Source organism: Psychrobacter sp. ENNN9_III, assembly GCF_001462175.1.
Classification (GTDB): domain Bacteria; phylum Pseudomonadota; class Gammaproteobacteria; order Pseudomonadales; family Moraxellaceae; genus Psychrobacter.
On record NZ_LNUO01000177.1, the window covers coordinates 1 to 16,831 of the forward strand.

The 16,831-nt window shown below is 42.8% G+C and carries 11 protein-coding genes and 1 pseudogene; 8 read left to right on the plus strand and 4 right to left on the minus strand.

Features of this window, described 5'->3' with window-relative positions; all coding sequences use genetic code 11:
- The 4 genes and pseudogenes from PENNN9_RS10905 to carA all read right to left on the minus strand — a co-directional run.
- Positions 1-613 (minus strand): annotated as a pseudogene (locus PENNN9_RS10905) (hypothetical protein); the annotation flags it as partial.
- Between the two features lie 315 nt (positions 614-928).
- Positions 929-1,405 carry a transcription elongation factor GreA gene (greA, locus tag PENNN9_RS10910; protein ID WP_058369707.1) on the minus strand — a complete coding sequence of 159 codons (477 nt, stop codon included), beginning with the start codon at positions 1,403-1,405 and terminating at the stop codon, positions 929-931.
- A 246-nt stretch (positions 1,406-1,651) separates the two neighbouring features.
- Entirely contained in the window at positions 1,652-4,915 is a 3,264-nt protein-coding gene (gene carB, locus PENNN9_RS10915) for a carbamoyl-phosphate synthase large subunit (RefSeq protein ID WP_058369708.1), read from the minus strand.
- 166 nt (positions 4,916-5,081) lie between these two features.
- On the minus strand, positions 5,082-6,323 hold the full coding sequence (gene carA, locus PENNN9_RS10920; protein ID WP_058369709.1) for a glutamine-hydrolyzing carbamoyl-phosphate synthase small subunit: 1,242 nt from the start codon (positions 6,321-6,323) through the stop codon (positions 5,082-5,084).
- Positions 6,324-6,820: 497 nt separating this feature from the next.
- Between carA and PENNN9_RS10925 the strand changes: the two genes are divergently transcribed.
- The 8 genes from PENNN9_RS10925 to PENNN9_RS10960 all read left to right on the plus strand — a co-directional run bounded on the left by PENNN9_RS10925 (position 6,821) and on the right by PENNN9_RS10960 (position 16,767).
- Positions 6,821-7,357: a gamma carbonic anhydrase family protein gene (locus PENNN9_RS10925; RefSeq protein ID WP_058369710.1), complete on the plus strand. Its 537-nt coding sequence runs from the start codon at positions 6,821-6,823 to the stop codon at positions 7,355-7,357.
- A gap of 108 nt (positions 7,358-7,465) precedes the next feature.
- Entirely contained in the window at positions 7,466-8,173 is a 708-nt protein-coding gene (locus PENNN9_RS10930) for an HAD family hydrolase (protein ID WP_058369711.1), read from the plus strand.
- Between the two features lie 306 nt (positions 8,174-8,479).
- Positions 8,480-9,575 (plus strand): peptide chain release factor 2 gene (prfB, locus tag PENNN9_RS10935; protein ID WP_143505748.1). Its coding sequence is split into 2 segments (ribosomal slippage): positions 8,480-8,551 and positions 8,553-9,575, totalling 1,095 coding nucleotides; the frame shifts between segments, so codons are not numbered across the junction.
- A 183-nt stretch (positions 9,576-9,758) separates the two neighbouring features.
- Positions 9,759-10,043 (plus strand): pyrimidine/purine nucleoside phosphorylase, encoded by a 285-nt coding sequence (locus tag PENNN9_RS10940; RefSeq protein ID WP_058369713.1) that lies wholly within the window; start codon positions 9,759-9,761, stop codon positions 10,041-10,043.
- 179 nt (positions 10,044-10,222) lie between these two features.
- Positions 10,223-11,341, plus strand: a complete 1,119-nt coding sequence (locus tag PENNN9_RS10945) for a DNA topoisomerase IB (protein WP_058369714.1) — start codon at positions 10,223-10,225, stop codon at positions 11,339-11,341.
- 218 nt (positions 11,342-11,559) lie between these two features.
- Positions 11,560-13,263, plus strand: a complete 1,704-nt coding sequence (locus tag PENNN9_RS10950; protein ID WP_058369715.1) for an AMP-binding protein — start codon at positions 11,560-11,562, stop codon at positions 13,261-13,263.
- 107 nt (positions 13,264-13,370) lie between these two features.
- On the plus strand, positions 13,371-14,162 hold the full coding sequence (locus PENNN9_RS10955) for an SDR family NAD(P)-dependent oxidoreductase (protein ID WP_058369716.1): 792 nt from the start codon (positions 13,371-13,373) through the stop codon (positions 14,160-14,162).
- 631 nt (positions 14,163-14,793) lie between these two features.
- Positions 14,794-16,767, plus strand: coding sequence for an acyltransferase family protein (locus tag PENNN9_RS10960; RefSeq protein ID WP_058369717.1), 1,974 nt, complete (start codon positions 14,794-14,796; stop codon positions 16,765-16,767).
- Positions 16,768-16,831: the final 64 nt, after the last annotated feature.

Here is a 16,831-nt window from a genome sequence, read left to right on the forward strand (position 1 = left end):
TTTTTAAAATTTTCATAATTTTGGTTTTGGCATCAACGATGCCAGGTGTAGTAAACGTTGGGGTTAACTGTAAATTATCTAAAGTCGTCGTTAACAATTGATTGCTAGCAGGTTGACCAATAACAATCTGATCATTAGCTGACTGAGTGATGGTTGTCTGAGCGATAACAGGTATCTCATTATTATGAGTGATGGGCAATACTTGTGCTATCGTATTTACAGGAGTCGTCAGGACACCTGCTTGAGTCACTTGTTTGGTCACTGGTATGGTATTCACTGGCACAGTAGTGATGGTCGTCGTACTTTGACGCTTATTGCCAGAATTGATGGTCCCTTGCTGAATAGTATAACGTGGTATCGTAGAGATATTAGTGGTCGAAAATGGTATGCCATCTTGCATAGTAATACCATGCGGTGTCGCAGTAATAGTAGCTATTTTACCATCGGTATAATGTTCAACTACGGTAGTAGTGCCATTGTCAGGATGGCTAATAGCCACCTCGGGTGCAGCGTTCGCAGTAGAAGTAGCGAGCAAAAAGCTAACAAGAGCAATGCTGATATATATCGGTTTGGTGTTATTACATCTGTTTGTGGCGACAAGGCTAGCTATCATAACGTGAGTCCTTTCAATGAATAATAAGTCAAACTAATATAAGTGACAAATATAAGTGACAAAGATGTAAAAACCCTTGTAAGCTGACGATAGGGAGTATGTCAGCTCACAAGGGCAAGGGAAAAACAACAACCGACAATATAACTGCCTAGCTGTTGATTTTTACAAGTCCTACTAAAATAAGTCTTAACAATTATGCACTCAAAAAGCTCTAATAATAAAGAACAATTGTGTAATTGATAAACGTTAAGCAGTTATCAAAGATTATTATAACCAGTAACTAAAAACCAGTATCTGACGTTACTAGCATTAGCACTAGTTATAAATAACTTCCATCACTTCATATTCAACCACACCTTTTGGTGTTTCGATGCGTGCCTCATCGCCTTCAAACTTACCGATCAAGCCACGAGCAATCGGTGAGTTGACAGAGATTTTACCTGCTTTAAAATCAGCTTCGTCATCGCCGACGATCTTATAACGTTTCTCTTCTTCAGTGTCCATATTTTCGATGACAACAGTTACACCAAACACCACACGACCTTCTTGTTTTAAGGTAGTAGGATCAATGACTTGTGCCCCGCCAAGCTTGGCTTCGATATCGCGAATACGTGCTTCACAAAATCCTTGCTGCTCTCGTGCAGCATGGTATTCAGCGTTTTCCTTCAAGTCGCCGTGCTCGCGAGCTTCAGCGATAGAAGCAGTAATACGGGGACGGTCGACACTTTTGAGCTGTTTTAATTCGGCTTCTAAAGCAGCATGTCCTTGTGGAGTCATAGGGTAACGTTGCATGTTTTTTTCCTTAAACCAATAACATCACACCACCTCATAATGAGATGGTGTCGGTGTTATCGCAATGAGTGTGAAATATAAAAAAGGTGATGTTTGTGCTGTTTAATCTTAAAAATTTAATGATCTAACAATTGATTTAGCATCTTACAGTAAGCTTACGTGATAAAAAGCATAGTCGCAGTTAAGCTACTATGCTTTTTAAAAAGTTATGCTATTAAGGTTACGAATATAGTTAATCTACTGAATTTATTCAGTCGCGTCAACCACCTTTGCTTGCTCATGCAGGTCTTGTAACTTATACACATCAAATGGCAAGTCAATGGCATAAGATTTACAGACGGCATCTGCTGCACCTAAGGTAGTGACATAAAATACTTTACCTTGTAGCGCACTACGGCGAATAGAGAATGAATCTTCCTGCGCCTGCTTGCCTTCGGTGGTATTAATAATAAGGTCAATTTTGCCGTTTTTCAAGGCATCAACAATGTGTGGACGGCCTTCGGTGACTTTATTGATTTGCTTACATTCAATACCAGCGTCGCTCAGTATTTTTTGCGTACCAGTGGTCGCAACAATGTTAAAGCCAAAATCAGCCAACTGGCGAGCGATAGGGGTGACTTGTTCTTTATCGCTATCACGTACCGAGATAAATACCGTCTTGGTTTCGCCTTCGGTTGGTAGGCCTGGCAAGCGCTCGTTACTACCGATAATAGCCTTATAGAACGCTTCACCAAAGGTTTTGCCCACACCCATAACCTCACCCGTTGATTTCATTTCAGGACTCAAGATTGGGTCGACACCAGGAAATTTGGCAAATGGGAATACGGCTTCTTTTACTGCGTAGAATGCAGGGACAATCTCTTTAGTAAAGCCTTGATCCTTAAGTGAAGTGCCAGCCATACAGCGCGCTGCCACTTGCGCCAATGACGTACCGATACACTTAGAGACAAACGGCACGGTACGAGCGGCACGTGGGTTGACCTCAAGGATATAAACGGTGTCGCCTTTTACTGCAAACTGTACGTTCATCAGACCGACTACGCCAAGCTCTTTTGCCATTGCCACCGTTTGCGCGCGCATGACATCACATAGCTCATTAGAAAGCGAGTAAGGTGGCAATGAACAAGCCGAGTCACCAGAGTGCACACCAGCCTGCTCGATATGCTGCATGATACCGCCAATCACGACGTCATTACCATCACAAACGCAGTCCACATCGACTTCGATGGCATCATCTAAGAAGCGATCTAACAGGACTGGCGCTTCATTTGATGCTTGTACGGCAGTGCGCAAGTAGTGTCTTAGCTCGTCTTCGTTATAAACGATTTCCATCGCGCGGCCACCTAGGACATATGACGGACGTACAACCAGTGGGTAACCCACGTCTTTTGCTTTAACCAAGCCATCTTCTAAACTGGTTGCTAGGGCATTTGATGGCTGGACTAGGTTAAGCTGTTGAATCATATGCTGGAAGCGCTCACGGTCTTCAGCGCGGTCAATGGCATCAGGACTGGTACCGATGATTTTTACGCCAGCAGATTCTAATGCGCGCGCAAGCTTCAATGGGGTTTGACCGCCGAATTGTACAATCACGCCGTCTGGATTTTCGATACGGACGATCTCAAGTACATCTTCTAGTGTGATGGGCTCAAAATAAAGGCGGTCTGAGGTATCATAATCGGTTGAAACCGTTTCTGGGTTACAGTTGACCATGATGGTTTCAAAGCCATCTTCGCGCATGGCAAGGGCAGCATGTACACAGCAATAGTCAAATTCGATACCTTGGCCGATACGGTTAGGACCGCCGCCGATCACCATGATTTTTTTCTTATCAGTTGGGTTGGCTTCGCATTCGCTATCATAAGTTGAATACATGTAAGCAGTGCTAGTGGCAAATTCAGCCGCACAAGTATCGACACGCTTATAAACAGGATAAACGCCTAAATCCCAACGTTTTTTACGTAGCTGTTTTTGCGACAAGCCGAGAAGTTTTGCCAAACGCAGGTCTGATAGGCCTTTGCGCTTAAAGCTGCGCATGTTTTGTTCAGTTAAGCCGCCAAAGCCTAAAGTTTTAACTTGAGCTTCGGTCTTGACGATATCTTCGATTTGTACCAAAAACCATGGATCAATTTTGGTGTAATTAAAGACGTCATCGACACTCATACCCACGCGAAATGCATCGGCAATATAATAAATACGTTCAGGCGTTGGGACGGTTAGACGGTTGATGATTTCGCTACGTGCTTTTTCAATACTTACTTTTGCCAGATCGATTTGCTCATCAAAACCGTCAGTGCCTGTCTCCATGCCGCGCAGGGCTTTTTGCATCGATTCTTGAAAGTTACGGCCAATAGCCATCACTTCACCGACCGATTTCATTTGCGTCGATAGAATGTTGTCCGCTTGTGGGAATTTTTCGAAGTTGAATCTCGGTATCTTGGTGACGACATAATCAAGCGCTGGCTCAAAGCTGGCTGGCGTTTTGCCACCTGTGATGTCATTTTGCAACTCATCTAGCGTATAACCAATGGCTAACTTTGCAGCAATTTTGGCTATCGGGAAGCCAGTAGCTTTTGATGCCAGTGCCGATGAGCGTGATACACGTGGATTCATTTCGATGACGACCATACGGCCAGTATTTGGATTGATACCGAACTGCACGTTTGAGCCACCAGTTTCCACACCGATTTCACGCAATACCGCGAGCGAGGCATTACGCATGATTTGGTATTCTTTATCGGTCAAAGTTTGTGCTGGTGCAACGGTGATAGAGTCGCCAGTATGGACGCCCATTGGGTCAAAGTTCTCGATGGCACAAATGATGATGCAGTTGTCGTTTTTGTCACGAACCACTTCCATCTCATATTCTTTCCAACCGATTAACGATTCATCGATAAGCAATTGATGGTTGGGTGATAAATCAAAACCACGCTCACAGATTTCGATAAACTCATCGCGGTTATAGGCGATACCGCCGCCTGAGCCGCCCATGGTAAATGACGGGCGAATGATACACGGATAGCCCATTTTTTCTTGGGTCGCAAAGGCTTCTTCCATGGTTTCAGCAGTCTCAGCGCGCGGACATTCAAGGCCAATACGCTTCATGGCTTGGTCAAATAGTTCGCGGTCTTCTGCCATTTCAATCGAGTCTTTGGTCGCGCCAATCAGCTCACAATTGTATTTGGTCAATACGCCGTGTTTGTCTAATTCTAGGGCGCAGTTTAGCGCCGTCTGTCCGCCCATCGTTGGCAAAATAGCGTCAGGGCGCTCTTTGGCAATGATTTGCTCGACCGTCTGCCAAGTAATCGGCTCGATATAGGTTGCATCAGCCATCACAGGGTCAGTCATGATGGTGGCAGGGTTTGAGTTGACCAAGATGACGCGGTAGCCTTCTTCTTTTAGTGCTTTACACGCCTGTGCGCCTGAGTAGTCAAACTCACATGCTTGGCCGATGACGATAGGGCCTGCGCCAATGATAAGAATGCTTTTTATGTCGGTACGTTTTGGCATAGTTAGGGCTACCTTCGTTTAAATGATATTTTAGTGAATCTATACTTTTATAGGGCTTATCATGTTTTGTATGATAACGCTTAAACCGCTATTAGTGTTTCAAGCGTTATATTTATTGTTCGACAGTTGACCATCTACTTATGGTTAATGACTGGTTGTCAAGACTTTAAGCTTTAGCCGTCTTAGCAGCTGCCATCATATCTGCAAATTTATCAAATAGTGGCGCAGCATCATGCGGGCCGGGGCTGGCTTCTGGGTGACCTTGAAAGCTAAAGACAGACTTATTGGTCAGCTCAATCCCTTGGTTAGTGCCATCAAATAGTGAGCGATGCGTTGATTTAACGTTGTCAGGCAGCGTGTCTTCATCAATCGCAAAACCATGGTTTTGGCTGGTAATCATAACCGTCCCAGCTGCTAGGTCCTGCACCGGATGGTTGGCACCGTGATGTCCAGTTTTCATCTTAATAGTGCTTGCACCGCTGGCAAGACCGATCAGCTGATGGCCTAAGCAGATACCAAAGGTTGGAATATCTGTCTCTTCAATGATGTAACGTACCGCGTCGATAGCGTAGTCACAAGCCGCAGGATCGCCAGGACCATTAGATAAGAATATACCGTCTGGATTCATCGCTAGCACGTCTTTGATCGGCGTTTGTGCTGGCACGACCGTCACATGACAGCCGCGGTCGACCAGCATACGTAGAATGTTGGTTTTACTACCGAAGTCGTAGGCGACAACATTATATGTTGTGTCGACATGTTTACCTAACTGCTTAAAGAAGCCGCCTGTACCGCTATCATGGCTACCGGGTACATCACGGTTGAGTAGAGTATCTGACAAATCCCAGCTGCCCGCTGTCCACTCAAACGTCGTTGGCGTACAGCATTCTTTTGCCAAGTCCATGCCTTCAATACCAGCAAATTCTTGTGCCAGTTTAATAGCTTGTTGTTCGTCGTCAGTGCTAATCGTTGCGCCGTTAGAGGCAGTCATGATACAACCGTTTTGCGCGCCTTTATCACGTAATAGGCGAGTCAACTGGCGCGTATCAATGTCAGCGATGGCGACGGTATCATGGCTCTGTAGATAATCACTTAATGATTGGGAGTTGCGGAAGTTGGATGTTGCCATGGTAGCGTCACGGATGATCAGGCCATCCGCCCATACTTGATGACCATTACCAGACTCGATATCTTCAGCGTTGGTACCAGTATTGCCAATATGTGGGTAGGTGAGGGTGACCAGCTGACGGGCGTAGCTTGGGTCGGTTAAGATTTCTTGATACCCTGTCATGGCTGTATTAAAGACCACCTCACCGACACGATGACCGAGACTACCGATACTAACACCGCGAAAAATCGTACCGTCTGCTAGTGCCAAAATTGCTTGTATTTCTGCCGATGAATTCAAGGGTTGCCTCCGCTATTATTTGTGAGTGCCATAATAATATGTTGGTTCAAATATTGGCTCATAGTCGCTTTTTATACTGTTATAACTGCCGTCAAAACCAGAATAAAAAAGGGCTAAAGTCAAAAATTTTCCACAAAAAAGCGAGAAGACATTATTGATGAAAACTACAAAACTCACTAGGTAGTGAATAGGTAACTTGCATCATGTCCGCTCGCTTAGGCACAGATTTTGCGCATTATATACAATATATGCCAATATAGCTAGCCGATTAGCAAGGTTAATAATCACTTGTTAAATGATAGTTGCAACTGATCACTCTAAAAACTAAGAATAGCCTAAGCTTTAAGACATCTAACTGACTACTTGAAGTTAATATAACTATAAGACTCCTATCAAAACGGCTGGATTTTACGACATAGCTTTGCCACAATGGACGGCACTTAATTATATCTACTAAACAATAAAGTCAACACGTACAACTAAAACAAGGATTCGTTATGATTTATCAGTATTTAGACAAAACCCCTGAGTTTGCTGTTCCATTCAACGGTTGGGTTGCAGATTCAGCACGCGTTATCGGTGACGTTTACTTAGGTCATCAAGCCAGTATTTGGTTTGGGGCGGTCATTCGCGGTGATAACGAGCGCATTCATATTGGTGATTATAGTAATGTGCAGGAGAATAGCGTTATCCATACCGATGAAGGTATTGAAGTCAAAATTGGCAATTATGTTACTATCGGTCATTTAGCCATGCTACATGGCTGCGAAGTGGATGATAATAGTCTGATTGGCATCGGCGCCGTTATTTTAAATAATGCCAAAATTGGCAAAAATTGCATTATCGGTGCAAAGGCTTTGGTCACTGAGGGCAAACAGATTCCAGATAATTCATTAGTTATGGGCGCACCAGCAAAAGTGGTCAAAACTTTGACTGATGAGCAAGCGGCTATGATAAAAGAGTCTGCTATGCATTATGCAGCACGTTGTCAAAAGTTTAAAACTGGTCTAAAAGAGATTGAGCAGCCAGAATAATCGCACGTCATAACCCAACGTATCCATTTTATTTGGTATTTGCTATATCAACCAATTTAACGATATCAAAACGTCCTAACCAACATCTACTTTCATGAGTTCTTTAATATGAGTACCAAAACTGACGACACCGTTCCTGTCGCGCGCACTTTAGCGTTGTTCGACTTAGACCACACTTTGCTCGACGTCGATAGCGACTATTTATGGGGCGAATATATCGTCAAACACGACCTTGTCGATGAAGCTGAATATCGCACTGCCAATCAAAAATTTTATCAAGACTATATTGAAGGTACGCTTGATGCGACAGAGTATAATGAATTTGTCGCGCAGTTTTTAAGTAGCTTGCCAATGGATAGACTGCACGAATTGCGAGAAGATTATATTAAAAGTGAAATCGAGCCTCATATCCGTCCAAAAGCGATGGAAGTACTGTGTCAGCACATTGAGCAAGGTCACGATGTTGTAATTATTTCTGCGACCAATGATTTTGTGGTGTCTGCCATTGCTGAGCGGTTTGGCATTACGGATGCCAATGTGCTTGCCACACCGCTCGAAATCAAAGACGAACGCTATACTGGCAAATTGACTGATAAGCCAAACTTCCAAGCGGGCAAGATTTATCATCTTGATAAATGGCTTGATAAGCAGCAAATAGCAGGGGTTAAGTTTGAGAAAACTTACGCGTATTCAGATTCTAAAAATGATATCCCGCTGCTAGAATGGGCGAACGTCGCAGTGTGCGTGTCTCCTGATGACGCGCTGCATGCGCATGCGCTGGCCCATCGCTGGGCAGTAGAAGATTGGTCAATTTAGGCTGCTTAAAACTTCTTAATATAAACGCTGTTTAATACAAAGGCAGTAATAATTAGCCAGACATGGTATCCCAATCTCGTTTAATATAGCGCCATATTAGTGAGATATAATCAATCCACTATAAAATAAATACAGTGTTACTGGGATAAATTTTGCGCAGCCTCTGTCAGCGTAGACACAGCAAGCAAGTAAAGTTTATACCAGTGACACGACGTTATAATGTTTATACTCTTTTTATTTAAGATTAACGAAACAGGAAAACCTATGGAAATCAATCCGTATAAGATTAACGAAACAGGAAAACCTATGGAAATCAATCCGTATCAAGAAAAAATCAAAGATTTATCTGAGCGTGGGCAGGACTTGCGGAGGTATCTTTGACTTCGATGGTAAGCAAGAACGCTTAGAAGAAGTCAATTTAGAACTAGAAAACCCTGAGCTATGGAATGATCCAGAGCGTGCAACCAAGATTAATAAAGAAAAAAGCCAGCTTGATGGCGTCATCGATGTTGTGGTCTCACTTGAGACTACCTTAGAAGATGCATCTGCCATGCTGGAACTGGCGGTAGAAGCAGAAGACGAATCATTGCTTGCTGATGTACAAGCCGAGCTCGACGATGCGGAGAAGCGCGTTGCTGACTTAGAGTTCCGTCGCATGTTTAGTGGTGAGATGGATCCAAACAACTGCTACTTGGATATCCAATCGGGCAGCGGCGGCACCGAAGCGCAAGATTGGGCCGAGATGCTACTGCGTATGTACACGCGCTGGGCAGAGGCGCATGGCTTTAAAGTTGACGTCATTGAGGTGTCTTCTGGTAGCGTCGCTGGTATCAAGTCAGCTACGATTGAGATTAAAGGTGACTATGCGTTTGGCTGGTTACGTACCGAAATTGGCGTGCATCGCTTAGTCCGTAAGTCACCATTTGATAGCAATAACGGTCGTCATACCTCATTTGCGGCCGTTTTTGTCTCGCCTGAAATTGATGATAATGTCGAGATTGATATCAACCCAGCAGACTTGCGTATCGATACTTATCGCTCATCGGGCGCGGGCGGTCAGCACGTCAACACCACGGACTCTGCGGTGCGTATTACCCATGAGCCAAGTGGAGTAGTAGTCACTTGTCAGAATGAGCGTAGCCAGCACGGTAACAAAGCCACTGCGATGAAAATGCTACGTGCTAAGCTTTATGAGCTTGAGATGCAAAAACGTATGGAAAGCCAGCAAGCGGTCGAAGATAACAAATCCGACGTCGGGTGGGGCAGTCAAATCCGCTCTTATGTACTCGATGACTCACGCATTAAGGACTTACGTACGGGTGTTGAGACCTTTAACACCGGCGCGGTGCTAGATGGTGACCTCGATCAATTTATCGAAGCGAGCCTAAAAGCTGGACTGTAGAAGTGTTTTGAAGAATAAATTTCTACTCTTTATTCTTCAATATTTTTAAAGCCACAGCCTACAGCAGTCCATAAAGTTGATATATGGGTATAGTGAGTTCAGTATAAAGACGATACAGTGGGACTGGGATAAATTTTATTTAGAATCGACTATAACAATACAAAAATTACTTAAGGAAAAGTTATGCCAAGCGTTAATAATTATTTTGATGATAAAGTGACTTCTATTGCTTTTCAGACGGCGACCAAGCCAGCTACTGTCGGTGTCATGAGCATTGGTGAGTACGAATTTGGAACTAGCGAATTTGAAACCATGACAGTCGTTAGTGGGGCATTGACGGTTAAGTTGCCAGAAAGTAATGAGTGGCAAACCTTTAATGCAGGCGAGCAGTTTACTATTGAAGCCAATAAGAAATTTAATGTCAAAGTTGAAGTAGAAACGGCTTATTTATGTGTTTATGGTAAATAGTGGTTTTTTAGATACGCATCAGAAAAATGAACGCCAAGTATTAAATGCTTGGCGTTTTTTGTGAGTGCCTAATAAGCTATTTTTTACACAGCATTACACTTTATCCGTGGCAAGTAAACAGCAAAAATAACGTCAGTTAATTATGCTAAACCAACCACTTTTAAGAGGCGTACTGTTTTATGGTAAAGGCAAACCAGCAAGCGATTATAGAAGATACGCGTCATGATTATGAGCGTTTAGCACAGCGCGCCAATCTGCGTTATGTCAGCGACGATGAACCAGGGTTTACACGTAGACGTTGGGGGCGCGGGTTTACCTATCGTGATGCGACTGGCAAGACTGTGAAAGACAAGGCGTTGCGTAAGCGGTTCAATGATTTAGTGATACCACCAATGTGGTCAGAGGTTTGGATATGCCAAGATGACAAAGGCCATTTGCAGTCAACGGGACGCGATGACAAAGCACGTAAGCAGTACCTCTATCATCCATCATGGAACCATATCCGCGATCAGGCTAAGTTTGATGCCATGGTAGGTTTTGCTAAAGCACTACCAAACTTACGCGCGCAGGTCGAAAAAGATTTGGAAGCTGAGTCATTATCTCGGGAGAATGTATTGGCTGCAGTTGTTAAACTACTTGAGACTACTTTGATTCGTATTGGTAACAGCCGCTATGCTAAGCTTAATAAAAGCTATGGTCTCAGTACTTTACGCAGTAAGCACGTGAGCGAAACAGACAACGGACTGGCGTTTGACTTTGTCGGTAAAAGCGCCAAAGAGCATCATATTGAATTGCAGGACGAGCGTTTAATTGACATTGTGCAGACATGTAGTGAGTTGCCCGGTTATCAGATTTTTAAATATTTGGATGACAATGGCGATAAGCAAGTGGTCGATAGTGCCGATATCAATGACTATTTGCGCACGCACACTTGCGGCAACGATTGTGAAAGCAAGATGTATAGCGCAAAGGACTTTCGTACATGGATGGCAAGCGTGCTAGCGGCAAGCTACCTCTATGATGAGCTGCAAACGTCAGTAGGTCAGGAGATACTGGCAAGTGCGCCCGAGAGCGACGAGCGCCAACAGCTCATTACGGATATGGTCAAAAATGTAGCAGATGAGCTGGGTAATACACCTGCCGTATGCCGAGCCTCTTACATTCATCCCATTATTATTGAGAAGTTCTTAGCAGGGGAGTTTTTTGCGCCTTACAAACAAGCACGTCGTGGACGCACCAATGACCATCAACGCTGTGAAGAAAAAGCGTTGCTTGGTTTTTTAAGCGCATTAGAATAAAGGTATGTCTATGAGATGATTTGCATTTAAACGTAAAAATGATACGTTATGTATTGAAATAAATATATAAATGCGTTACTAATAGATTGACTTAAATATTAGTATGCCATACGGTTTATAGGATGTAACCGCTCTGCTTTTAAACCCAAACTATTAAAACCAACATCGACCAGTCTTTGTCAGTTGTTCGATATTTTCTACTGCTAAAGGATTAGCTCATGACTATCTCATCTTCAAATACCAATTCATCTCGAAACGTCGATTCAAAGGCTTTAACAAGCTATAGTGACTATTATAATAATTTTAATATGGATGCTTTGTTAACAGAAATCTTTGGCGAGCATCTGAACGATAGACTTAATGCTTATATGGCCTGCTGCGGTCGTCATGTGCGTGACGGCCGCGGCGATAATCTAGCCTTAGTGCATGAAGATACCGCTGGTAATGTAACGCGTATGACTTTTGCAGAGCTTGATAAAGCAAGTGCGCAAGTGGCCAATTTATTAAAATCCTACGGCGTACAAGTTGGCGACCAAGTGGCGACCATGCTACCGCGTACCCCTGAGTTATTAGTCATTGTGTTGGCAACTTGGCGATTAGGTGCGATATACCAGCCTTTATTTACCGCTTTTGGCTATGATTCAATCAAGTACCGCATGGACAAAGCTAACACTAAAGTAGTTTACACTAATCAAGAAAATCGTAGCAAGTTCGAAGATCTGGCCGAGCAAACCAAAATGGTCTTAATTGGTAGGGCAGACGATAGCAAGGCTTGGGGAGACGACAATTATAACGAGATGATAGCAACACAGTCGCAAGATATAGAACCAGTCTTGTTAGATACGGATGCGTCATTTTTGCAGATGTTTACCTCAGGTACCGTTGGCAAGTCAAAAGGTGTTAGTGTTCCATTAGCCGCGTTGCCAGCTTTTTATTTGTATATGCGCTATGCCATTGATCTGCGCGAGAGTGATAACTACTGGAATATGGCAGATCCAGGCTGGGCGTATGGTTTGTACTATGCAATTACCGGACCTCTATTATTAGGTATCACGACTCATTTTAATGAAGCGGGTTTTGATGCGACCAATACGCGCGACTTTATAGTACGTCATAACATTACCAATTTAGCCTCTTCACCAACGGCATTTCGCATGATGAAATCCAGCGGTGTCTTTGAGGAAATTTCTGAAAACAACCCTTCAAAATTATCATTACGCTGTGCCAATTCAGCAGGCGAAACTTTGAATACTGAAGTAGTAAGCTGGATTGAAAATCATCTAGGCTGCAAAGTCTGTGATCAATATGGGCAGACAGAGACTGGAATGACCTGCTGTGAGCACCATGCCTTAGACCATGAATGCCCAGTCGGCTCAATGGGTATGGCTCTGCCAGGACATACTCTTGTCGTATTAGATGATGACATGCAAGTATTGCCAGATGGCGAGCAAGGTCAGCTAGCAGTTGTAGTCAGTCAATCGCCAGCGTTTTATTTCCGTGGTTATAGCTGGAATGAAAAACAGGCTTTCTTTGAAGATTATTATCTGACAGGAGATGTGGTCGAGCGTCATAGCGATGGCAGCTATTGGTTCTCAGGGCGTGATGATGACATCATTACGACGGCAGGTTATCGCGTTGGTCCAACGGATGTCGAAAACACTGTATTAGAACATGAGGCCGTTGCTGAGTCGGCCGCCGTCGGTGTCCCTGATGAGGTGCGCGGACATAATATTAAGTCTTATGTGGTGCTAAAAGACGGCATCGAAGGCAGTGACGAGATTGCCCAGCAAATTAAAGACTTGGTACGTAAGCGCTTATCAACCCACGCTTATCCGCGAGAAATTGAATTTGTTGCAGCACTACCAAAGACGCCAAGCGGTAAGATTCAGCGCTTTTTATTACGAAGTTTGACTGCTGAATAAGCTGCTAAATGAACAGACTTAGTTGTCAAAATTTTTAATAATATTAACTAAAAGCTTTCTAATATTTTAACTAAAAATACAAAATCTCAAATAAATAAGGAATAATCATGCAAATTCAACAACACAGCTTTTTGGTGACTGGTGGTGCATCAGGATTGGGTGAGTCCGTGGTTCGCGCTATCGTCGCTCAAGGCGGCAAAGCTGTCATCGCTGATTTGAATGAGTCGGCGGGACAAGCGCTGGTCGATGAACTGGGTGACAATGTACGGTTTGTACGCTGTGATATCACCAGTGGCGAAGAGGTACAGTCGGCTGTTGATAAGGCTGAAAAAGAATTTGGCGGTCTGCAAGGATCTATCAACTGCGCAGGTATTGCGGTCGTACAAAAGCTGCTCGATCGCGAAAACAATCCAGCGGAGCTTGATGCCTTTAGTCGCGGGGTTAATATTAACCTCGTTGGCTCTTTTAATGTGGCGCGTTTGGTCGCAGCTTCCATTGCTAAGCGCATAGCAAATAACAGTGATACAGAAAGCGCTGCAGAGAAGAACGCTGATAATGGGGTTATTGTTAATACTGCTTCTATTGCAGCTTTTGATGGGCAAGTAGGCCAAGCAAGTTATGCGTCGTCTAAAGCAGGCGTGGTCGGTCTGACTTTGCCACTCGCACGTGAGCTGGCACGTCATGGTATTCGCGTCATGACTGTCGCGCCTGGAGTATTTACGACCCCTATGATGGATACCATCCCTGAAAAAGCGCGTGAGCAGTTAGAAGCGGGCGTCCCTTATCCTAAACGTTTGGGCGCTCCTGATGAGTTTGCCAAACTGGTCCTGCATATCATTGACAACGCCTACTTAAATGGGGAAGTCATCCGTTTAGATGGTGCTATTCGTATGGTTTAATTCGTACTAGTTGACGGTAAGAGACAGATAACTCTTTGATATAAAATCTTTATTTATAAAAACCCCATAAATCTTAGCATAGCGCTTTACTATTTATAATAGATTCGTGATTGGTCGATGTAGTAATATGTCTCCCCAATAAACAGCGATCATGAGTAAGGCGTATGTCATTTCTCTATACTTTCTTCGATATAAATCGGCAAAAATCTGTTACGTTTGTAAATTAGCTTGGCTGTTATAGTTGGTATTAATATAAATATAGCAGCTTATATAAATAGCACCGACTACGAAGACAGCACTGTTTCATCATTCTAAAGCTCTTCTTATAATGCAGCCGTAAATAAAATCCTTATGAATCAATGTTTTGTTTGAAATTCTATGCATACCTTGTGGTTACTGACTTTTATTAATAATTACTATCTATAATTTGTTAATTTAATACGTCAACAAATCAGCCTTCCATATACTTCTTCAACGATCAAAACAGCGATAAAGGTTATTATCACGTTATTACAGAACCGTATATCAACGTTATAATACCGTATATCTAGACTCTTTTATGTTACCTCTTCCTTTTTAATATTTCTGTGCTATTGTTTATAATCGCTTATATGAATATAGGGAGGAATCCGTGTTTGAAAAGTACACCCACCATGAGTATCGAAACGACATCCAAGGACTGAGGGCCGTAGGTGCAATCATTATTATGGTGTTCCATATTTGGTTCAATAAGGTGTCAGGTGGGGTTGATGTATTTTTCGTCGTTTCCGGATTCTTGATGGCATCAATTGTATTGAAAGGTTATTTTTTAAATGGCACGGCCAGCCCATTTCCTTTTTGGGGCGGCGTCATAAAAAGAGTCGCGCCATCAGCGTATATTGTACTTGCAGCGACACTCGTTGCCAGCTACTTTATTTCATCTCCAGTTCTTATATATACGGTACTACACGAGATCATCGCCAGTGCCTTGCACCTTGAAAACATACAGTTAATTAGGCTTTCTGTCGATTATCTATCTACTGGTAGACCGCCAAGCCCAGTTCAGCAGTTTTGGGCATTGTCTATTCAAATGCAATTTTATGTGGTTTTTCCACTGATTCTTATTCCTCTTGCCTATCTTGCGAAGAAAAGACAAACATCAGCGCCTCTTTTTTTGGGGATAATTATTATTATATTGGCGTCCTTTGCCTACGCTACTATGCTGGTCAAAGACGATCCAGCAATGAGTTATTTCAACCCACTGTCTAGAATTTGGGAGTTTTTCTTCGGTTCACTCTCCTTTCTTTTAATCTCCAATGCCAAAAAAATAAAATATAGACAAATTTTAGGCATTTTGGGTATTGCTCTGATTATTGGCGGTGCAATCTTCATACCCAGAGGCGCAAGTTTTTCAGGCCCTGTATCCTTAATTCCTGTACTTGGGGCAGTTTTTATTATTATGTCAGGTGTCGGTGGTAAAGGCGTCGTAAACAACTTACTGTCAAATAAATTCCTAGTATTTTTAGGGGGGATATCCTTCACTATCTATCTATGGCATTGGCCCATCTTGATATTTTATAAACAATACTTCGGTTATGAATCTATCAGTCTCTTACAGGGGCTAATGATAATGATCGTGTCTACGATTTTGGCTTACTTTACCAGCAAAAAAATAGAATCTCCTTTTAGAAGGATACCAAGAGAAAAAGTATTGGTGAATTTTTCAATCGGAATTCTATTTTTCTTACCTGTGATGGTAGCGGCTTTCGCCTTTAGACACGAAGTCGTCTCTACTACTGAAAATGCTAAGATAGAATTGGAACAAAAATCTATTGAACCATTTACGGGTGATAAAATTTACTTAGAAGATGAAAGCTTCAAACCAGATCGCGAACGTCTGCTTACGATAAAGCAAAGAGTCCCTGCTGCCTATGCTGCGGGTTGTAATCAATCTATGGATGGCGAGGAGGTGACTACTTGCGACTTTGGAGATTTGACGTCTGATCGTGAGATAGTACTGGCAGGAGGGTCTCATGCAGTGCAATGGATCACTGCACTAGACACCATCGGTAAAGATAATAACTTCAAAGTTATCAATATGACAAAGGCGGGTTGCCCGTTAGGAGTAGTAGAAGATTCTAACGAGTCTTGCCATAAATGGAATGAAGAAGCGGTTGAGAAAATTATAGAGATAGCACCTTATGCTGTTATCACCAACTCTACTAGAACGGTGGTAGACCAAAAGGAGTTTATCCCTCAATCTTATATTGATACTTGGAAAGTAATCTCTGATAACGAAATAGATGTGATTGGTATAAGAGACAATCCTCGCTTTAGTTTTGATGTACCAGACTGCTTACATAGAAGTAGGAATGTAGCAGATACAGATGCCTGTGTCATAGATCGGACAGACGCTTTATTGCCGACTGATCCTACTATAGAGTATCAAGATATTATTACAGGTATTGATATGTCAGATATGTTCTGTACCGCTGAAAAATGTCCAACTACTTTTTCTGGAAAAATAATGTATCGCGATGCAGAACACATCAGTATAGAGTATGCACATTTTATAAAAGATAAATTTGAAGATAAACTAAAAGAAGCGTTATCTACGGTTAGTTAAGAACATTTAAAACTTTTAAATTAGTACAAAAAGAGCTTGGAGCGTTGGTTTAAAATTATCCGCC

Bases quoted from the DNA above. Each gene is read 5' to 3' on its own strand.
- PENNN9_RS10955 (WP_058369716.1), top strand. From the start codon at position 13,371: ATGCAAATTCAACAACACAGCTTTTTGGTGACTGGTGGTGCATCAGGA.
- PENNN9_RS10945 (WP_058369714.1), top strand. From the start codon at position 10,223: ATGGTAAAGGCAAACCAGCAAGCGATTATAGAAGATACGCGTCATGAT.
- PENNN9_RS10930 (WP_058369711.1), top strand. From the start codon at position 7,466: ATGAGTACCAAAACTGACGACACCGTTCCTGTCGCGCGCACTTTAGCG.
- PENNN9_RS10950 (WP_058369715.1), top strand. From the start codon at position 11,560: ATGACTATCTCATCTTCAAATACCAATTCATCTCGAAACGTCGATTCA.
- carB (WP_058369708.1), bottom strand. From the start codon at position 4,915: ATGCCAAAACGTACCGACATAAAAAGCATTCTTATCATTGGCGCAGGC.
- greA (WP_058369707.1), bottom strand. From the start codon at position 1,405: ATGCAACGTTACCCTATGACTCCACAAGGACATGCTGCTTTAGAAGCC.
- PENNN9_RS10925 (WP_058369710.1), top strand. From the start codon at position 6,821: ATGATTTATCAGTATTTAGACAAAACCCCTGAGTTTGCTGTTCCATTC.
- PENNN9_RS10940 (WP_058369713.1), top strand. From the start codon at position 9,759: ATGCCAAGCGTTAATAATTATTTTGATGATAAAGTGACTTCTATTGCT.